19 protein-coding genes and 2 tRNA genes are annotated in these 20,249 nt (G+C 30.3%); 13 read left to right on the plus strand and 8 right to left on the minus strand.

What is annotated here, in order from left to right; genetic code table 11:
• Positions 1 to 56 precede the first annotated feature (56 nt).
• From rpsA to ACEWL1_RS06775, 5 genes are all read left to right on the plus strand, one after another.
• Positions 57 to 1,865, plus strand: coding sequence for a 30S ribosomal protein S1 (gene rpsA, locus ACEWL1_RS06755; protein WP_409232533.1), 1,809 nt, complete (start codon positions 57 to 59; stop codon positions 1,863 to 1,865).
• A gap of 249 nt (positions 1,866 to 2,114) precedes the next feature.
• The gene (locus ACEWL1_RS06760) at positions 2,115 to 3,011 is read left to right on the plus strand and encodes a serine hydrolase (RefSeq protein WP_409232534.1); all 897 of its coding nucleotides are present in this window, start codon (positions 2,115 to 2,117) and stop codon (positions 3,009 to 3,011) included.
• A gap of 225 nt (positions 3,012 to 3,236) precedes the next feature.
• On the plus strand, positions 3,237 to 4,631 hold the full coding sequence (glmM, locus tag ACEWL1_RS06765; protein ID WP_409232535.1) for a phosphoglucosamine mutase: 1,395 nt from the start codon (positions 3,237 to 3,239) through the stop codon (positions 4,629 to 4,631).
• Positions 4,632 to 4,719: 88 nt separating this feature from the next.
• Positions 4,720 to 5,457, plus strand: a complete 738-nt coding sequence (locus ACEWL1_RS06770; RefSeq protein WP_409232536.1) for a hypothetical protein — start codon at positions 4,720 to 4,722, stop codon at positions 5,455 to 5,457.
• Between the two features lie 13 nt (positions 5,458 to 5,470).
• The gene (locus ACEWL1_RS06775) at positions 5,471 to 6,940 is read left to right on the plus strand and encodes an aminotransferase class V-fold PLP-dependent enzyme (RefSeq protein WP_409232537.1); all 1,470 of its coding nucleotides are present in this window, start codon (positions 5,471 to 5,473) and stop codon (positions 6,938 to 6,940) included.
• 31 nt (positions 6,941 to 6,971) lie between these two features.
• On the opposite strand, the gene ACEWL1_RS06780 is transcribed toward ACEWL1_RS06775, so the two are convergent.
• Entirely contained in the window at positions 6,972 to 7,853 is an 882-nt protein-coding gene (locus ACEWL1_RS06780) for a lysophospholipid acyltransferase family protein (protein WP_409232538.1), read from the minus strand.
• 101 nt (positions 7,854 to 7,954) lie between these two features.
• Here ACEWL1_RS06780 and ACEWL1_RS06785 point away from each other — a divergent pair, with 101 nt between their 5' ends.
• Positions 7,955 to 8,599 (plus strand): rhomboid family intramembrane serine protease, encoded by a 645-nt coding sequence (locus ACEWL1_RS06785; protein ID WP_409232539.1) that lies wholly within the window; start codon positions 7,955 to 7,957, stop codon positions 8,597 to 8,599.
• A gap of 155 nt (positions 8,600 to 8,754) precedes the next feature.
• On the opposite strand, the gene ACEWL1_RS06790 is transcribed toward ACEWL1_RS06785, so the two are convergent.
• Both ACEWL1_RS06790 and ACEWL1_RS06795 read right to left on the minus strand, forming a co-directional pair.
• Positions 8,755 to 8,827 (minus strand) — tRNA-Gly (locus tag ACEWL1_RS06790).
• 241 nt (positions 8,828 to 9,068) lie between these two features.
• Positions 9,069 to 9,142: transfer RNA gene (locus ACEWL1_RS06795), tRNA-Met, on the minus strand.
• A 109-nt stretch (positions 9,143 to 9,251) separates the two neighbouring features.
• Between ACEWL1_RS06795 and ACEWL1_RS06800 the strand changes: the two genes are divergently transcribed.
• Together ACEWL1_RS06800 and ACEWL1_RS06805 are read left to right on the plus strand one after the other, a co-directional pair.
• On the plus strand, positions 9,252 to 9,635 hold the full coding sequence (locus ACEWL1_RS06800) for an START-like domain-containing protein (RefSeq protein ID WP_409232540.1): 384 nt from the start codon (positions 9,252 to 9,254) through the stop codon (positions 9,633 to 9,635).
• Positions 9,636 to 9,757: 122 nt separating this feature from the next.
• Positions 9,758 to 10,594 (plus strand): aminotransferase class IV, encoded by an 837-nt coding sequence (locus tag ACEWL1_RS06805; RefSeq protein ID WP_409232541.1) that lies wholly within the window; start codon positions 9,758 to 9,760, stop codon positions 10,592 to 10,594.
• On the opposite strand, the gene ACEWL1_RS06810 is transcribed toward ACEWL1_RS06805, so the two are convergent.
• From ACEWL1_RS06810 to ACEWL1_RS06830, 5 genes are all read right to left on the minus strand, one after another.
• Entirely contained in the window at positions 10,591 to 11,148 is a 558-nt protein-coding gene (locus ACEWL1_RS06810; protein ID WP_409232542.1) for a YqgE/AlgH family protein, read from the minus strand. The two genes, ACEWL1_RS06805 and ACEWL1_RS06810, sit on opposite strands and share 4 nt — an antisense overlap.
• A 99-nt stretch (positions 11,149 to 11,247) precedes the next feature.
• Positions 11,248 to 11,520 (minus strand): HU family DNA-binding protein, encoded by a 273-nt coding sequence (locus tag ACEWL1_RS06815; RefSeq protein ID WP_409232543.1) that lies wholly within the window; start codon positions 11,518 to 11,520, stop codon positions 11,248 to 11,250.
• Between the two features lie 190 nt (positions 11,521 to 11,710).
• Complete coding sequence (gene fmt, locus ACEWL1_RS06820) at positions 11,711 to 12,655, minus strand: methionyl-tRNA formyltransferase (RefSeq protein ID WP_409232544.1); 945 nt, start codon at positions 12,653 to 12,655, stop codon at positions 11,711 to 11,713.
• The gene (locus tag ACEWL1_RS06825) at positions 12,655 to 14,541 is read right to left on the minus strand and encodes a RecQ family ATP-dependent DNA helicase (RefSeq protein ID WP_409232545.1); all 1,887 of its coding nucleotides are present in this window, start codon (positions 14,539 to 14,541) and stop codon (positions 12,655 to 12,657) included. Before ACEWL1_RS06825 ends, fmt begins: the two co-directional genes overlap by 1 nt.
• A complete protein-coding gene (locus tag ACEWL1_RS06830) occupies positions 14,538 to 15,080 on the minus strand; it encodes an AAA family ATPase (RefSeq protein ID WP_409232546.1) in 543 nt (180 codons plus the stop codon). The genes ACEWL1_RS06825 and ACEWL1_RS06830 overlap by 4 nt, the downstream gene beginning before the upstream one ends.
• Positions 15,081 to 15,163: 83 nt before the next feature.
• Here ACEWL1_RS06830 and ACEWL1_RS06835 point away from each other — a divergent pair, with 83 nt between their 5' ends.
• The 5 genes from ACEWL1_RS06835 to ACEWL1_RS06855 are packed head-to-tail and all read left to right on the plus strand — an operon-like array spanning position 15,164 to position 20,228.
• Positions 15,164 to 15,445 (plus strand): DUF493 family protein, encoded by a 282-nt coding sequence (locus ACEWL1_RS06835; RefSeq protein ID WP_409232547.1) that lies wholly within the window; start codon positions 15,164 to 15,166, stop codon positions 15,443 to 15,445.
• 11 nt (positions 15,446 to 15,456) lie between these two features.
• Positions 15,457 to 17,073 (plus strand): peptidylprolyl isomerase, encoded by a 1,617-nt coding sequence (locus tag ACEWL1_RS06840; RefSeq protein ID WP_409232548.1) that lies wholly within the window; start codon positions 15,457 to 15,459, stop codon positions 17,071 to 17,073.
• The gene (locus ACEWL1_RS06845) at positions 17,066 to 17,926 is read left to right on the plus strand and encodes a hypothetical protein (RefSeq protein ID WP_409232549.1); all 861 of its coding nucleotides are present in this window, start codon (positions 17,066 to 17,068) and stop codon (positions 17,924 to 17,926) included. Before ACEWL1_RS06840 ends, ACEWL1_RS06845 begins: the two co-directional genes overlap by 8 nt.
• On the plus strand, positions 17,892 to 19,268 hold the full coding sequence (locus tag ACEWL1_RS06850; protein ID WP_409232550.1) for a peptidylprolyl isomerase: 1,377 nt from the start codon (positions 17,892 to 17,894) through the stop codon (positions 19,266 to 19,268). The genes ACEWL1_RS06845 and ACEWL1_RS06850 overlap by 35 nt, the downstream gene beginning before the upstream one ends.
• 6 nt (positions 19,269 to 19,274) lie before the next feature.
• Positions 19,275 to 20,228 (plus strand): AAA family ATPase, encoded by a 954-nt coding sequence (locus ACEWL1_RS06855; RefSeq protein ID WP_409232551.1) that lies wholly within the window; start codon positions 19,275 to 19,277, stop codon positions 20,226 to 20,228.
• Positions 20,229 to 20,249: the final 21 nt, after the last annotated feature.

Here is a 20,249-nt window from a genome sequence, read left to right on the forward strand (position 1 = left end):
TTGATGTTATTGTCGTTAAAAATCTGAATAACAACAAGATACAAAGTAAATTCAGAATGTCTGAAGAAACAAAAAACACTGAAGAGCAAGTTGTTGCTACTGAAGTACAAGAAACAGTTGTAGAAACTGTAAATCCACAAGAATTTTTAGAAAACTTTAACTGGCACAAATACGAAGAAGGTATTGAAGCTGTTGATGAAGAAAAATTAAAAGAATTCGAAAAAGCGTTAGAAGGAACTGTAGGTTTTGTAAACGAACGTGATGTAATCGAAGGAACCGTAGTAAGATTAACAGAAAGAGATGCAATTATTGACATCAATTCTAAATCTGAAGGAGTTATTTCTTTAAACGAATTTCGTTACAACCCTAGCTTAGCTGTTGGTGATGTTGTTGAAGTTTTAGTTGATAAAAGAGAAGATAGTTCAGGTCAATTAGTTTTATCTCACAAAAAAGCAAGAGTAATTAAAGCTTGGGATAGAGTTAACAACGCACACGAAACTGGAGAAATCGTTAACGGTTTTGTAAAATGTAGAACAAGAGGAGGAATGATCGTTGATGTATTCGGAATCGAAGCATTCTTACCAGGATCTCAAATTGATGTAAAACCAATTAGAGATTACGATCAATACGTAGAAAAAACAATGGAATTCAAAGTTGTGAAAATCAACCACGAATTTAAAAACGTTGTCGTTTCTCATAAAGCATTAATTGAAGCGGATTTAGAAGTACAGAAAAAAGAAATCATTGGTCAATTAGAAAAAGGACAAGTATTAGAAGGTATTGTTAAAAACATTACTTCTTACGGTGTATTTGTTGATTTAGGTGGCGTTGATGGTTTAGTACATATTACAGATTTATCTTGGTCTAGAATCAATCATCCAAACGAGGTTGTTGAGTTAGATCAAAAATTAAATGTTGTAATCTTAGACTTTGATGATAACAAATCTAGAATCCAATTAGGATTGAAACAATTATCTGCGCATCCTTGGGAAGCGTTAGATGCTGATTTAAAAATTGGTGATAAAATAAAAGGAAAAGTTGTTGTCTTAGCTGATTACGGAGCATTTATTGAAGTTTCTGAAGGTGTTGAAGGATTAATTCACGTTTCAGAAATGTCTTGGTCAACACATTTACGTTCTGCACAAGATTTCGTAAAAATTGGTGACGAAGTTGAAGCTCAAATTTTAACTTTAGATAGAGAAGACCGTAAAATGTCTTTAGGAATTAAACAATTACATCCAGATCCTTGGACAGATATTACGAAGAAATATCCTGTTGGTTCAACGCATACTGGTACAGTAAGAAACTACACTAATTTTGGTGTGTTTGTAGAGTTAGAAGAAGGAATTGATGGATTGGTTTATATTTCTGATTTATCTTGGACTAAGAAAATTAAGCATCCATCAGATTTTACATCTGTAGGTGATCAATTAGAAGTTCAAGTGTTAGAGTTAGATGTTGAAGGTCGTAAATTAAATTTAGGACACAAACAAACTCAAGATAATCCTTGGGATGCTCACGAAGCTACGTACGCTATAGATTCTTTACATGAAGGAACAATTTCTGAAAAGAATGATAAAGGAGCTACAGTAACATTTGCTGATGGAGTAGAAGGTTTTGCACCAACTCGTTTCTTAGATAAAGAAGACGGTGGAAAATTAGAAAAAGGTGATACTGCGCAATTCAAAGTTTTAGAATTTTCTAAAGAATACAGAAGAGTGGTAGTTTCTCATACATCAATCTTTAAAGAAGAAGAGAAGAAAAATGTAAAAGCAGCTTCTAAAAAAGCAGCCGAAGCAGAAAAAACGACTCTTGGAGATATCGGTGGATTAGCTGATTTAAAGAAGAAAATGGAAGGGAAATAAAACCCATTCTTAATTCATATATAAAACGCCGTTGATTTTTTCAACGGCGTTTTTTTGTTATTTTAGCAATCAAAAAAAGATTTAAGCTTTGAAAAAAAAGAAAATTATTGTTTATCTGTTTGCATATATACCAATAATAATTGCTTTACTTATTCAAGCGGTTGATAAAGATGGTAGTTATAGGCTTGTGCAATATGCACTGTTAATATTTATGGTTGTCTCATTAATTATATATAAAATTTTAAAAAAATGACTAAATACATCAAACCTTTATTTTTAAGTATCCTTTTTTTTGTTGCAATTTCTTGTGCTGATAATTCGAAGTCTTTAGATACTTTAAAAATTTCTATAGAAAATCAAATCTCGAATATTGATGGAGATGTAGCTGTTGCATTTTTAGATTTGTCTGATGAAAAGAAAAACGTATTTATAAATGTTGATGAACAATTTCATGCTGCAAGCACAATGAAAGTTCCTGTGATGATTGAGTTGTACAAGCAACAATCTGAAGGGAAACTCAATTTAAACGATTCTATTCTGCTTAAAAACGAATTTAAAAGTATTGTAGATGGCAGTTTGTATAAAATGGATATTGGTGAAGATAGCGACGATGTTATTTACAGCAAAATTGGATCGATGCAAAAAATGTACGACTTAATGTACGGCATGATTATTTTAAGTAGCAATTTAGCCACCAATGTGTTAATTGAAGTTGTTGATGCTAAAAAAACAACAGCAACTATGAGAAATTTAGGTGCTGATAAAATAGAAGTGCTGCGTGGAGTTGAAGATATAAAAGCGTATGAAAAAGGTTTAAGCAATTCTACCACAGCAAATGATTTGTTAGTAATTCTAAAAGCTATTGCAAACGGAACTGCAGGAACAAAAGAAGATTGCAAAGCAATGCTAACTATTTTAAAAGATCAAAAATGGAACGACATGATTCCGAAATACTTACCAGAAAATATTGAAGTTGCACATAAAACTGGTTCAATAACTGGTGTTCATCACGATGCTGCAATTGTCTACTTACCAAATGGCAAAAGTTATGTATTGGTATTGCTTTCTAAAAACTTAAAAGATTTTGATAAAGGCACAGATCAATTAGCTAAAATTTCTAAATCTGTATATGATTTTATGAAGTAAATTACATTTTTGTCAGGTCGAGCGCAGTCGAGACCTAAATAATACCTCTCATTATAAAAGTAAAGATTTCTCGGTTTCGTTTCACTTCACTCGAAATGACATTTGTTGTTTTTTTAATGTAGCAACAAATTGCTTTTTATAAAGATATTACTTTTTCTTTATTCTCATTTTATTTCAACATCTCATAGAATAAAATTATCTTTGTTCAGCTAATAAAAAAAGAACATGACATTAATAAAATCTATTTCAGGAATAAGAGGAACAATTGGAGGGAAAACCGCCGATAATTTAACACCCATTGATGCGGTAAAATTTGCAGCAGCTTATGGTACTTTTATTTTAGAAAGAAATAAAAATAAAAAAAATATTACCGTAGTTTTAGGTAGAGATGCGCGTATTTCTGGTAAAATGATTTCTAGCTTAGTCGCAAATACGTTGGTTGGCTTAGGAATTCATGTAGTGGATTTAGGATTGTCAACTACACCAACTGTTGAGGTTGCTGTTCCGTTAGAAAAAGCGGATGGCGGAATTATCTTAACGGCTTCTCACAATCCAAAACAATGGAATGCCTTAAAATTACTAAACGAAAAAGGTGAATTCTTAAATGGAGCTGAAGGAGAGATTATTTTAGCGAAAGCTGAAGCTGATAATTTTAATTTTGCAGCCGTTGATGATTTAGGAAGCTATTCAAAAGATAAAAGTTATTTACAAAAACACATTCAAGAAGTGTTGAATTTAGAATTGGTAGATGTTGAAGCAATCAAAAAAACCAATTTTAAAGCGGTTGTTGACGGTGTAAATTCTACTGGAGGTATCTTTATTCCAGCTTTACTAAAAGAGTTAAACGTGGAATGTGTAGAATTATATTGTACACCAAACGGACAATTTCCTCATAATCCAGAGCCTTTAAAAGAACACTTGACAGATATTTCTGAATTGGTAGTAAAAGAAAAAGCTGATTTAGGAATTGTAGTGGATCCAGATGTAGACAGATTAGCATTGATTTCTGAAGATGGTTCTATGTTCGGAGAAGAATATACTTTGGTTGCGTGTGCAGATTATGTGTTGGGAAGATTAGGTGGCGGAAATACCGTTTCTAATTTATCATCTTCAAGAGCATTAAGAGATGTTACAGAAAAACATGGAGGAACCTATACTGCAAGCGCAGTTGGAGAAGTAAATGTGGTGATAAAAATGAAAGAAACCACTGCTGTAATTGGTGGAGAAGGAAATGGCGGAATTATATATCCAGCTTCTCATTACGGAAGAGATTCTTTGGTTGGAGTTGCACTATTTTTATCGCATTTAGCACATAAAAAAATGTCTTGTAAAGAGTTAAGAGATTCGTACCCAGCTTATTTTATGAGCAAAAATAAAATTCAGCTAACGCCACAAATTAATGTTGATAAAATTTTAGAAACGATGGCTTCTAACTATCAACATGAAGATGTAAATATCATTGATGGAGTTAAGATAGATTTTGCAACAGAATGGGTGCATTTACGTAAATCAAATACAGAACCAATTATTAGAATTTATACAGAAAGTACTTCACAAGAAAATGCAGATGCTTTAGCAAAACGTTTTATCAAAGAAATCGAAGATGTTATTGCAAAATAAAACACTATTTATTCTAACACTCTGTCTGCTTTTAACAAGTACCTTTTTAGTTGCTCAAAAATCAAACAAAACATCAAACAAAGGAAAAATGTTTTTTTATTGGGGTTGGAATAGAGTTCATTATTCTGATTCTGATATTCATTTTAAAGGAGCAAATTACGATTTTACGTTATCAGCAGTAAAAGCTGAAGATAAAGTAACGCCTTTTTCTTTGTACGATTATTTTCATCCAGCTCGTATTACAATTCCACAAACAAATATGAAAATTGGGTATTTTTTTCATGATAATTACTCTGTTTCAATTGGAGTAGATCACATGAAATATGTAATGATTTCTTATCCATACCAATCGGTTAAAATAAACGGAACCATTAATACTGGCGGAAAGTTTGATAAAAATTATGTTGATGAGGATATTTTTTTATCAAATGAATTTTTACAATTTGAACATACCGATGGTTTAAATTATGTGCATGTTGAAGTAAAAAGGTTTGATAATTTAGGATATTTCATGGGGTTTACAGATCCAGATTTTACGGTAAATCTTACTGAAGGATTTGGAGTTGGATTCTTATATCCAAAGACAAATGCTACCTTGTTAGAAAATGAAAGATACGATGATTTTAATGTTGCTGGTTGGGGAGTTTCTGCAAGCTTAGGTATAAATATTACAATTTTTAAAAGCTTTTTTATCCAATCGGATTTTAAAGCCGGCTATATTAATATGCCAAATATTAGAACAACTAAATACGAAATAGATTCAGCATCTCAAAAATTTACTTTTTTAGAGAGAACAATCGTTTTCGGATATAAATTCAATATTTAAAATAACAGCTAAAATGGAATCCTTAGAAAAGTATTTTAGTAAATTTAGAAATCATATTGTTGGAGTAGATCAAAAGTTTGAATCTCCTTATGGTGAGCAAGACTTAATTTATACAGATTGGACAGCAAGCGGAAGATTGTACAGATCAATTGAAGAAAAATTAGTAAACGATTTTGGACCTTTTGTAGCAAATACGCATACAGAAACTTCAACAAGTGGAGCAGCAATGACCTTGGCTTATCATGAAGCAAGAAACATTATTAAGCGTCATGTAAATGCATCAAAAGACGATGCATTGATTACCGAAGGTTCTGGAATGACAGGTGTTGTAAATAAATTTCAACGTATTTTAGGATTAAAAATTAGCGAAAGTTTAAAAGAACATACAAGGGTTCCGGATGAATTAAGACCCATTGTTTTTGTTTCTCATATGGAACATCATTCTAACCAAACTTCTTGGTTAGAAACCATTGCAGATGTTGTTGTTATTCCTTGTGATCATGAAGGCTTATTGTGTTTTGATAGCTTTGAAAAATTGCTAAAAGAACATGAAAGCAGACCGATTAAAATTGCTTCTATAACAGCCTGTTCTAATGTTACAGGAATAAAAACAGATTATCATAAAGTTGCAAAAATAATTCACGCACATAACGGTTTGTGTTTTGTTGATTTTGCTTGTTCTGCGCCCTATGTAGATATTGATATGCATCCAAAAGATGAAGACGCATATTTAGATGCAATTTTCTTTTCTCCGCATAAATTTTTAGGCGGACCAGGAACTTCTGGAGTGTTGATTTTTAATAAGAAATTGTATAAAAATTTGGTACCAGATAATCCAGGTGGCGGAACGGTAAGTTATACAAATCCTTGGGGAGAACACGATTATTTTGATGATGTAGAAACGAGAGAAGATGGTGGAACTCCAGCTTTTATGCAAACCATAAAAATTGCTTTATGTGTTCAGCTAAAGGATGAAATGGGAACCGATAAAATTCACGATAGAGAAGAAGAAATCAACGCAAAACTATTTGCTTGTTTAGAGTCAATTCCGAATGTGCATATTTTAGCTCCAACTCACAAACATAGATTAGGTATCTTTTCATTTTATGTAAATAATGTACATTTTAATTTAATCGTAAAGTTGTTAAACGATCGTTTTGGGATCCAAACGCGTGGCGGTTGTTCTTGTGCAGGAACGTATGGACATTTCTTGCTAAATGTAGATCAACAAAGATCAAACGCTATCAAAAAACAAATTATTGAAGGGTGTTCTGTAGAAAAACCAGGTTGGGTTCGTTTGTCAATTCATCCAACCATAACTGATAAAGAAGTAGATTTTATTTGTGATGCTTTAAAAGCAGTTTGTAAGAATGTTGAAGCTTGGAAAGAAGACTATGATTATGATGCTGTGAATAACGATTACAAGCACAAAACGCATTTATCTATAGAAAAAGCGTTGGTAAAAAAGTGGTTTGAAAACTAAAAAATAAAAGCCTTGAAGAAATTCAAGGCTTTTATTTTGGCGCATTATCTTTGTGTTTAAAGCGTTTATGTGACCATAAATAAAACTCAGGTTGCTTATAAATATGATTTTCTGTTAAGCGTAAATAAGCATTTGTAATTTCTTTGGCTTCTTCTTCTTTTGGAGTATTTGTAATCAATTCAAATTCAGATTCGTAATAACCGCGCTTTATTCTTGTTGTATTCATATTTACAACTGCAAAATCAAACTTCTTAGAAATCATTTCTGCACCTGTAAAAACCGGAACTTTTACATTCAAAAATTCTGTCCAATACAAACTTTTATGAAGCATTGGAGATTGATCGGCAACCAACAAATACAATCCTTGCTTTTGTTGTTTTACGTTCTTTAAAATCGATTTTATAATCTCGTTAGATTTTACACATTTCATTCCGAATTTACTTCGAGAATCTTTAATTAATTTTTCAAAATTTTTATTCTGAATTTTTGTGTATGAAGTATAACAATCAATTTTTGCAACTAGCGGAATTCCAACAACCCATTCCCAATTTCCATAATGAGAACCCGTTAAAATAATGCTTCTACCTTGGCTATACAACTCATCAATTAATTCAATATTTTTATAAGAATATCTTTTTTTAATGCTGGTTTCAGAAATAGTAATTGCTTTAATTGCTTCGATTAATGTATCCACAAAATGACTAAAAAATTGCTTCTGAATTGTTTTTAAATCTTTTTCAGACTTCTCTGGATAGACCAACTTTAAATTCTCTAAAACCACTTTTTTTCGATAACCAATTACATAGAAGAAGAGGAAGTAAATTCCGTCAGAAATAATATACAATACTCTAAAAGGTAGTTTAGAAAACAACCAAATTATTGGATATGATAAATAAAAAACAAGTTTGTGCATGCGTATTTTTGTGTTGCAAATATCGGATTTAATTTTCTTAAAAAGAAGCCAATCTTTTAGATAGTTTTATGTTAAGTTTGTAGATAAATATATCATAAAGAATGAATCAATTTGTTTTAGGAATTATAATTGTCAATGTTTTAATATCTATGAAAGGCTTTAATGAGTATGTTTTTTTAGATAAATACAAGTTTCAAGTTGGAAAAATTTTAGGCGGTGAAAAAATCAGAATGCTTACTTCGGGTTTTTTGCATGTAGATTGGATGCATCTTGGATTTAATATGTATGCGTTGTATTTATTTGGTGGAATTGTTGCCGGCTTGATGGGGAATATTTCTTTTCTCATTATTTATTTAGGTAGTTTGTTAGCTGGAAATATGTATTCTATTTATTATCATAAAAATGAATCTTATTATAGCGCTGTTGGTGCATCTGGAGCGGTTTCTGGGATTTTATATGCAGCAATTTTATTGTATCCAGATATGACGCTGATGTTGTTTCCGTTACCAATACCAATTCCTGCTTATATATTTGGTGTTGGATATTTGGTGTATTCAATTTATGGAATGAAAAAACAATTAGGAAATGTTGGTCATTCTGCACACTTAGGTGGTGCAATTGGAGGATTTGTAATCGCTTTAGTTATGATGCCAAATCTTATTATGCAAAACACATTGATGGTTGGTTTATTGGCTATGCCAATTATTTTGCTATTACTTTTTGGAGATAAATTAAAGAATTTATAATGCTAAAGAAAATCGAAAATTTTTGTTTCGGTTTTTTATGAGCAAAAGACAGGGCTCATCTCAACTCTGCTCGATATCAACTTCTCATCCTTACTTTAGGTTTTTATAAAAATTGACAATAAAAAAAAGACTCCATAATTAAATGAAGTCTTTTGAGCGAAAGACCGGGTTCGAACCGGCGACATTCAGCTTGGAAGGCTGACGCTCTACCAACTGAGCTACTTTCGCGTTAATAGAGCTGCAAATATAAGAGCATTTTTCTTTTTTGCAATGAAATTTTATAGATAATTGAAAAAAAATTACAACTTTTATTATAACATTCAGAAAATGAAATCACTATAAGTTTATTCATATTATCAAGCAGTGATTTACTTATAGAAATAACAAAAAAAAGAATAAAAAATGCCATAAATCTAAATATTTATAAAACAAAAAACCCAAAACAAATTAGTTTTGGGTTTTCCTTTTGTAGCGAGAACGAGATTTGAACTCGTGACCTCCGGGTTATGAATCCGACGCTCTAACCAACTGAGCTACCTCGCCATGATTATGCGGCTGCAAATATAACCTATTTTTGTTTTTTTGCAAGCTAAGTTTTTAATTTTTTTAAAAAGGAATAAATACCTATATTGGCCTACTAAGAAAATGGATAATGAGTAAAATTAAATTTGAATTAGAATTTCCTATTCATGCTTCTCCAAGCATGCTATATACCTACTTTGCAACTCCCGCAGGATTAGAAGAATGGTTTGCTGATAAAGTAAACTCGAGAGGTAAATTAGTGACTTTTGTTTGGGATGGTGTTGAAGAAAAAGCAGCTATTTTATCAAATAAGAATCATGAAAAAATGAAATACAAATGGGAGGAAAGCGAAGGAGATGAATCTTATTTTGAATTTAGAATTCAAGTTGACCCAATTACAAAAGATGTTTCTTTAATGGTTACTGATTTTGCAGATGATGAAGATGAAGTAGAAGAATCTAAAATGTTATGGGAAAATCAAATAGATGAATTAAAACACACTATTGGAGCATAAACTAATATTACACGATATAAAAAGCCTTATAAATTAATTTATAAGGCTTTTTTTTATGAAATTATAAACCAAGTTTTAATGCATTTAATGTAATTTTGTTTTTCAATTTTAAGAGAATAATTATGTTGAATTATAACGGTGATTTAATTAATAAAAATGATTTTTCTGTTTCTGTAAACAACAGAGCATTTAAGTATGGAGACGCTATCTTTGAAACGATTAATGTGATCAATAACAATATTGTTTTCTGGGAAGATCATTATTTTAGATTGATGGCCTCTATGCGTATGTTGCGTATGGAAATTCCGTTAAAATTTACTCTAGAGTTTTTAGAAGAAGAAATCTTAAAATCAATTCCGAATCAAATAGAAAATAAAAAACTTCGAATTCGGTTATCTGTGTTTAGAAAAGACGGTGGTTTGTATACGCCAAAAACGAATGAAGTTGATTATGTGATTGAAGTTTCTGAAAACACCTATCAAACTAAAAGCACTTATCAAATAGACTTGTTTAAAGATTTTTACAATTACTCAGGATTGCTTTCTACCATAAAAACCACCAATAGAATGCTAAATACCTTGGCAAGTATTTATATGGAAGAAAACGAACTAGATAATTGTGTGTTGTTAAACGAAAACAAAGGAATTGTAGAAGCAACAAATGCCAATATTTTTGTGGTGAAAGGAAACGAAATTAAAACACCGGCCTTAACAGAAGGCTGTATTAAAGGAATTGTTAGAAAAAAAGTTATCGAAATTCTTCAAAAGAATAAAGATTATATTCTTACAGAAACCTCTATTTCTCCTTTTGAAATGCAAAAAGCAGATGAACTCTTTTTAACGAATTCTATTATTGGAATTCAGCCAGTTACAAAATACCGGAAAAAAGAATTTAAAACAGAAGTAGGAGAGAAGTTGTTGGCAAATTTAAAACTACAACAGATTCTTTCTAAGGCTTAGTTCAATTGAATATCACTTGGTGCATTAGCCCAAATTTTATATTTACCGCCTTTTTCAAGTAATTTATTTTTCCAAATGGTAGTATTGTCTGTGGCAAAAATGTTTGAGTAATTATTTTCTGAAACAAACCAAGAGTCGGTTTTAAGTTCTTCTTCTAATTGATTGCTTTCCCAACCAGAATATCCTAAGAAAAACCGAATGTCACTAATTTTTAATTTTTGATTGTTTAATAAGTCTTTTAAAGCCTCAAAATTTCCTCCCCAAAAAACACCATTAGAAACTTCTACGCTGTCTGTAATTAGCTCAGGAACTTGGTGTACAAAATATAAATTATCTTGTTCAACGGGGCCGCCTTGGTAAACAGGAAAATTACATGCAATTTCTGGAACAAGGTCGTTTAAGGTAAAGCTTAAAGGTTTGTTTAATATAAAGCCGACAGAATTGTTTTTGGTATGCTCTGTTAACAGAATAATCGATCTATTAAATGAAGAATCATTTAAGATTGAAGGTTCTGAAATTAATAATCTTCCTTTTTTAGGTAAAAGTGATTTCATAAAATAACGGCTATCGCTTTTAAATATAACAACTTTTTAGGCAATAAAAAAACTCTCCTAAATATTTAGGAGAGTTTTTAAATACAATTTTTTGTATTTCTAGTTTACTGAACTACTTAATCCAGCACCTGCTTTAAACTTAACTACGTTTTTAGCAGCAATTTGAATAGTTTTTCCAGTTTGTGGGTTTCTACCAGTTCTAGCAGCTCTGTTAGATACTGACCAAGTTCCCCATCCAACTAATGATACTCTATCTCCGCCTTTTAAAGCTTTAGTAACGTTAGAAGTTAATGAGTCTAAGGCAGCTTTTGCTGCAGCTTTAGAAATTCCTGCGTCAGCAGCCATTGCATCGATTAAATCTGATTTGTTCATGATTTGTAATTTTTAAAAATTAATTGATCTAATATTTTCGCTTAACTAAGCTTAACAAATATAGCAGGAATAAGGGTTCGTGCAAGAAATGACACTAAAAAACCTTGTTTTTGTTAATAAAAGAGGTAAAATTGTTAATAACCAAAGCAAAAAAAGGATTAAAATAGCAGAAACCGTGTCAATAAAGAGATTAAGTCATTTTTGAGTTGGATGAAAATTGAAAGCCATTTAGTAGATTTTGGACATCCATTTTCTTCTTTCCAGCTAATTTTATTTCATCAATCATTAGATATCCGTTCACAACAGCAACTTTTAATGTTTTTTTAGTGCTTATTATTTTGCCTATTTCATCAGTGTGATTAACAAATTCTTTAGAAACTTTATACAATTTAGCAGTTGTTTCTATGTCATTATTATATATAGTAGTCCAAGCAGCTGGATACGGATTTAATCCACGTACTTTATTGTAAATGTTTTCTAAACGATCACTCCAATCAATTTTACAGTTATCTGGGAACAATTTATAAGCGGTTTTCTCTTCTAATTCTGGCTGCTTTTGAGTAACTACTTTATTTTCTTTTATAAGTTGTAGCGTTTCTAAAACCACATCTGCTCCTAAATGCATTAAACGATCGTGTAGCTCGCCAACAATTTCATTTTCTTTTATAGCAATTTCTTTTTGAAGAATGATTTCTCCTGTATCAATTTTATCATCAATAAAGAATGTGGTAACACCCGTTTTTGTATCACCATTAATAATAGCCCAATTAATTGGTGCTGCTCCACGATATTCTGGCAATAAAGATGCGTGTAAATTAAAGGTGCCAAATTCTGGCATTTGCCAAACTACTTTTGGCAACATTCTAAAGGCTACAACAATCTGTAAATTGGCTTTTAATCCAGATAATTCATCTATAAAATCTTGATTTTTAAGATTGGTGGGTTGTAAGATATTTAAGTTTTGAGAAACGGCATATTTTTTTACTGCAGATTCATTTAACTTTCGTCCTCTTCCTGCTGGTTTGTCTGGAGCAGTAATTACCCCAACAATAGTGTGCTTATTCTCTACTAAATGTTTTAAAATGGTGACTGCAAAATCTGGAGTTCCCATAAATACAATTCGTAAATCTCTCATTAGTTAAGATGATATTGATTAAAATTATTAATGCTAATTTTTTCTTCGGATAAAAGTTGTTGCAAATTTACTAAAATGATGTCTTCTTTACTTGGAATTTGTTGGCATATTTCTTTTGAAGTTGCTGTTTTGTTTGATGATAAATATTCCATAATTTCTTTTGAAACATCTTGATAGGTTTTCTTATTTGCCAAACAAACATCACAAATTCCACACTTTTCAGTGCCTTTCTCATTAAAATAGCGTAAAACTTGGACACTTCTACAAATGGCATCATTTTCAATAAATGCAACTAAATCTGTAGCTTTTCTTATTTTTTGTTTGATGTATTTCTGAATATTTTTAGAAATGCTATTGATGGTTTTATCATCTTCTCTCGGAACTAAAAAATAGAGTTTGGCATTTTCAGTAGTTTTTTTATACGAAATCAACCCTTCTGTTTCTAATTTGGTAAGAATAGCTACAACTTGTTTAGAAAGAAAATGTGCTTTTTTTGCCAACCAAAATTCATTAATTTTTGTTTCTTGCTCAAAAATTCCGCCATAGCTTCTTAGTAATAATTGTATCAACTTTATGGTATTAGAATCTGATTTCGAATAGTTTAAGACACGATTGCTACTTGTTAAAAATTGTACGGTAGATTTTTTATTATAACTATCTGTAATTTGGATAATTCCGTTGATTTCTAATAAGTTTATGGTTGTTGCAACTTTGTTTGTCGGAATTTTATATTTGTCTGAAAATTCAAAAAGATTGAACTGAAATACTTCTTCATTAATTTCTCCGTTCGCAATTTGAAAATGTGAAAAGATACTTTTGTAAATGTGTTTTATTTCAGCAATTGTAGGAAAAGCATTTTCTAATCGCTCTTTATAAAGACGAATATCATTTTTGTTAACCAGCACAGCAGAAAAAGATTTTTCGCCATTTCTGCCAGCTCTTCCAGCTTCTTGAATGTAGTTTTCGATGCTATTTGGTAAATCTAAATGGATCACAACTTTTACATTGTCTTTATCGATTCCCATTCCAAAGGCATTTGTTGCTACAATAATTGGTGTTTTTTCTGAGATCCAATTGTCAAAAGCTTCTTGTTTGTTTGCAGCAGACAACCCGCCGTGATAATGGCTCGCTTTAAAATTATTTGCATTTAAAAAACTAGCAATTTCCTTGGTTTTATTTCTGCTACTTACATACACAATAATTGGTGCTTTTGTTTTTGTGCAAATTTGTAAAAGTCGACCTAATTTATCTTCCAAAGAAAAAATTTGATAGGCTAAATGATCTCTATAAAAAGATTTTTTAAAAATTGTTGCATCCTTAATTTCTAAGCTATTGGCAATATCATCTAGCACTTCTTTTGTAGCAGTAGCGGTTAATGCAATAATTGGAACAGTAGGTTTTAATTCTTTTAAAATTTTAATATTTCTGTACGATGGTCTAAAGTCGTGCCCCCATTCAGAAATACAATGCGCTTCATCAACTGCAATTAAATTGATATTTAATTGTTTGATTTTTTCTTGTATAAAAGGCGATTGTAATCTTTCTGGCGAGAGATATAAAAATTTATAATTCCCGAATCTGATATTATCAAACAAGGTGATTAAATCGTCTTGAGAAGTACCAGAAGCAATTGTTGTGGCTTTAATGCCTTTGTTGTTTAAGCTATCCACTTGATCTTGCATTAAAGCAATAAGCGGCGAAACAACAATGCAAATTCCGTCTTTTACCAATGCAGGAATTTGAAAACAAATAGATTTTCCGCCGCCAGTTGGTAATAATACAATTGTATTATTATTTTCTAGAACGGCATTAATAATTTTATCTTGTGGTTCTCTAAACGAATTATGATTCCAATACTTTTTTAATATTTTTAAAGCAGTATTCATACATCATTTTTAATAGCATTTAAAATATAGTCGGTTCTTTCTTGAATTGTTCCAAAAGGTACGATACTAATTTTATATCCAATTTGTTCGTACGTTTTTTTTAAGTGATGATAAATTTTAACTGCTTCTTCAAAACTTTCATAACGTTCATTATCACAAGTATAAATTTCTTTCCAAGGCGGAAGCATAAATACTTTTGAATATAAATGTGTGGTGCTTTTTTCGATAAAATGCGCCGGATAATCAGTATTAAAAAACTCTAAATAAGCGTGTACATCTGGAATTCCGCGATCAAAAAAAACAAGTTCGTCGGTAGATTCATTGACTTCTAAATATTGTTTCTCTCTCCCTTTTAGCAACAAATTGCTAAACAACAACGGATCTGTTAAAAACAACTGATCGATTCCTTTTTTCTGAGCTTCTAAAGTAACTTCTCTCGAGATTTCTGGTTTGCAAAGAAACCCTCTAGAAATTAATTCGTTTAGAACAGAAGATTTTCCTGTTCCTGGTCCACCAATAAGTACTATTTTTTGTTGCATTCAGCAAAAATAAAAGATTCTGATTATAAAAATAATAATATAGTGTAATTTTGCAGGAATAATAAAAAGATAAAATTAGTAGCATGTCTAAAAAAGAAGATTTTTATTTAAAACTAAAAGATAGTTTAGAAGCAACAACAAAGTTTCCATCAGCATATTTATATAAATTTATCGTTCCTGCAAATGGAAACCAGGTTCTAGAAATTGAAGAGCTTTTTAAAGAGAAGTTAGCCAAAATTACTTCGAAAGAATCTAAAACGGGAAAATATGTAAGTGTTTCTATTAAAGTTATATTAAGCTCGTCTGAAGAAGTGATTTCTTATTATAGAAAAGCTGAAAAAATTGAAGGAATTATCTCTTTATAAAATAAAAACGCATGAAGATTAAAATTATTATTACGTTTTTTTTAGCGACTACTTTTGCCTCTTTTGCACAGAAAGATTCTGATGTATTGTTTCGTATTGATGGCACAAAAGTTACTGTGCTAGAATTTAAAAATGTTTATGAAAAAAACTTAAATGTTATTCAGGATAAAAATCAAAAAAGCATCAAAGAAAACTTAGATTTATACATCAATTTTAAGTTAAAATTAAAAGAAGCATATCGTTTAAAATTAGATGAAACGAGAGCCTACAAAAGAGAAATTGAAACCTACAAAAATCAATTAATTGCTCCGTACTTACAAGATACAGCGTATTTGTCTACATTGGTAAAAGATGCATATTACAGAACAAAATACAAAGTTAATGTGAGTCATGTTTTGGTAAAAGTAGCTCCAAATGCAACTCCGGCAGATACTTTAATTGCATATAATAAAATTCACAAAGCAAGAAAAGAAGTACTTTCAGGACAACCTTTTGATAAAGTTGCAGTTGCATATTCAGACGATCAATCTGTAAAAAGCAATTTTGGAAATGTTGGTTATTTTACTGCTTTTAAAATGGTATATCCATTTGAAAATATGGCATATCAAACAAAGGTTGGAGAAATTTCTGAACCATTTAAAACCAATTTCGGATATCATTTTTTAAAAGTAAACGACTTACAGTTGTCAGACGGAGAAGTAGAAGTAGCACATTTATTAATTACTGATCAATCTAGAAAAGGAAAATTTAGAATTGATAGTATTTATACAAGTTTAAAAAATGGGGCAAATTTTGAGCAATTAGTTTTAAAATATTCGAATGATAGAGGAACTGTTAATAAAGGTGGAAGATTGCCAAAATTTGGAACAGGAAGGATGTTTAAAACGTTTGAAGATGAGTCTTTTAAATTGATAAACGTGAATGATATAACTTTGCCGTTTAAAACACAATATGGTTGGCATATTATTAAATTATTAAAAAAGCATCCTGTTAAATCATTTAAAGAAATGAAGCATGAAATTACAGAGAAAGTTAGAGCAAGCGGTGGTGCAAGAATGTCTGATTTACATGTTTTAAGGAAACTAAAAAACGAATATAAAATTGTTGAGTTTGAAAAAGCAAAACTTGTATTTAATTCAAGCAATATTAGAGCGTCAAATAAAGATACTTTGCAGCAAGTAATTTTATCAATAAATAATAAAAAAATTAAGCAAGAACGTTTTTTTGATTATATTAGAAATAGAAGACATAAACCTGTTGCGGCGCTTTTTAATGATTTTAAAGATGAAGAAGTACTTAGGTATTTTAAAGAAAATTTGAAATTTACTGAACCAGAATTTGCAAAGACATTAAAAGAGTATGAAGAAGGTTTAATAGTGTTTGATTTTATGCAACAAGAAGTTTGGGAGAAATCCACAAAAGATACTTTAGGATTAAAAGCTTATTTTTATAAAAATAAAAAGAAGTTTTCCTTTAATGATTTGTCTAAAAACAAAGGGAAAGTAATGAATGAATATCAAGATTATTTGGAAAAAAACTTGATAACGACTTTACGTAAAAAGTATCGAATAGACATTAAGAAAAAAACGTTAAAAAGACTTACAAAACAATACACCAAAAATGAATAAAAAACTTGTATATTTTTTTCTATTAATAGTTTTTTCGTCTTGTCAGTTTTTTGATTTTGGCAAGAAAGAAGATCGCATAGAGAAACCAATAGCAAGTATTAATAATAACTTCTTATACAGTAAAGACATTGAGTCTTTAATTCCAAAAAACATCTCTAAAAAAGATAGTATTTTAATTGTTAAAAGCATTATTAGTAATTGGGCTGTACAAGAATTGTTAAAGCAAAAAGCTGAAGAAAATTTAACCTTAGAAGAAAACACAACCTACAATAAGTTGGTGCAAGATTATAAAGAAAGTTTATTAATTAATGGTTATAAAGAACGCTTAATTCAGCAGCAATTAGATACTATTATTTCTGAAGACGAAATAGAAGAATATTATAACACAAATAAAACAAACTTTAGATTAAATGAAGAACTTATAAAAATAAAATACCTTCACTTTGGCAACGATTTATTAGATCAAAAAGAAATTATAAATCACTTTAAATCTGATAAAGAAGAAGATTTAATTGCTTTAGAAAATCAAGAGCTAAATTTTAAAGCAATTAACCTAAATGATTCTACTTGGATTAAATTAGAAGACGTTTTGTTAAAAATTCCAAAATTTAAAGAAGAACCAAGAGAATATTTGTTAAAAAAATCCAAATACGTACAAAAAGAAGATTCTTTAGGGTTATATTTGGTGGCTGTAAAAGATGTTTTAAAAAGGAACGATATTGCTCCAATAAATTATATCACACCAACCATAAAACAACTTATTTTACACAAAAGAAAACTAGAATTAATTAGAGATATAGAAAAAACGTTACTTAACGATGCAATTCAGAACAAAAATTTTAAAGAGTATTAATAATCCAGTATTTATTTTCATAATGGCGCTGTTTACCATCACAGCACAAGCTCAAATGAATAAAATAGATGGAGTAGATGTTGTAATAGGAAAAAACGTAGTATTAAGCTCAGATATAGCAAAGTTTAAATTAGATATTGAACAACGTAGCGAAGGGAAAATTAAAATTTCTGACTGCGAAATGTTAGAGCAATTAATGCTTCAAAAATTACTTTCTCATCATGCAGTAATAGACAGCGTATTAGTTACAGAAACAGAAGTGAACGCTGCTGTAGATAGAAATTTAGCCTATTTCACACAAGAATTTGGTTCTATAGAAAAAGTGGTTAAACAATATGGGTTTAACGATTTAAAAGATTTAAGAACAGAACTTTTTACTATAGAAAGAGAAAATGCTTTAGTAGCCAAAGAACAACAAAAGATTAATGAAGGAGTTGATGTAACTCCCGAAGAAGTTCGTATTTATTTTAATGGATTAAAAGCGAAAAATGAACTTCCAGAGTTTCAAGCGGAGATAGAAATGGCGCAAATTGTTCTTTATGCAGAACCAACGCAAGAAGAAAACGATAGAATTATTAAAAGACTAACTCAGCTTAAAGAAGAAATTGAAGCCGGAGCCAGTTTTAAACTAAAGGCTGTTTTAAATTCAGATGATCCTACTGCGGCTCAAAATGGTGGTCAGTTAGATGTAACAAAAGAAAGTCAGTTTATTAAAGAGTTTAAAGAAGTTGCTTTTTCACTTGATGTTGGTCAGGTTTCAGAACCCTTTAAAACTTTATTTGGATATCATATTATACAACTTCATGCAGTAAAAGGGAAAACAAGAACGGTTTCACACATTTTAATGCAACCAGAAATTTTAGATTCTAAAATTCAGGAAATAAAAGAGAAGATAGAAAAAATTAGAAAAGAAATTATTGACGGAAAAATTACTTTTGAAGAAGCGGTTGTAAAATATTCTGAAGATAAAGACACCAAAAATAGTGGAGGAATGATTATGAATCCATATACAAATGAAACTCGTTTTGATTTAACAAGAATGGATCCATCTTTGTATGCTAAGGTTATCAACACTAAAAAAGGAGAAATTACTGAACCTTTCTATGATGAAACTCAGCAAAATGAAAAGATGTACAAAATCATCTATATGAAAGATAGAACGCTTACACATAAAGCAGATTTAGTAAATGATTATGTTAAGATTCAGAAATTAGCTTTACAAAAGAAAAAAGAGGAGAACATTACCAAATGGTCTAAAAACAAAATAAAAGATACTTACATAAAGATTAACGATAAATACAACAAATGTGAGTTTCAAAGAAATTGGAGAAAAGAAAACTAGTATTTAATGTCTGATGTAGCTGCAATTGAGCAATTAGTAGAAAAAACGAAACTACTAAAAAAAGAAATTTCAAAAGTAATTGTTGGTCAAACAGACGCAGTTAATTTTGTGCTACTTTCTGTTTTTTGTGGGGGACATTCTTTATTAATTGGTGTTCCTGGTTTGGCAAAAACATTATTGGTTCATACCGTTTCTGATACATTAGGATTAGATTTTAAAAGAATACAGTTTACTCCAGATTTAATGCCTTCAGATATTTTAGGGAGTGAAATTTTAGATGAAAACAGAAAATTCACTTTTATAAAAGGACCAATTTTTAGTAATATTATTTTAGCTGATGAAATAAATAGAACGCCACCAAAAACGCAAGCTGCTTTACTAGAAGCTATGCAAGAACGTTCTGTAACTGTTGCTGGTCATCATTATAAATTAGAATTGCCTTTTTATGTGTTGGCAACTCAAAATCCAATAGAGCAAGAAGGAACCTATCCTTTGCCAGAAGCACAATTAGATCGTTTTATGTTTTCTATTCATTTAGAATATCCTTCTTTTGCAGAAGAAGTGGCAGTTGTAAAAAACACAACTTCCAATGAATTACAAGAAGTAAATTCAATATTTTCTAGTCAAGAAATCATAGAAGTTCAAAAATTAATTAGAAAGATACCTGTTGCAGATAATGTGGTAGAATATGCTGTTTCTTTGGTTAGTAAAACAAGACCAAAAGAAGCCAATGCATCTGATTTTGTTAAAAATTATATAGATTGGGGAGCAGGGCCAAGAGCCTCTCAAAATTTAATTTTGGCAGCAAAGGCACATGCTGCAATAAATGGTAAGTTTTCTCCAGATATTGAAGATGTAAAGGCTGTTGCAATTCCTATTTTATCACACAGAGTTGTAAAAAACTACAAAGCAGAAGCAGAAGGTATTACAATAAATGCAATAATTACGTCATTACTTTAAACAATGAAACCTAAGAAATTA

This window comes from Polaribacter gochangensis (assembly GCF_046224025.1).
GTDB classification, from domain to species: Bacteria; Bacteroidota; Bacteroidia; order Flavobacteriales; family Flavobacteriaceae; genus Polaribacter; species Polaribacter gochangensis.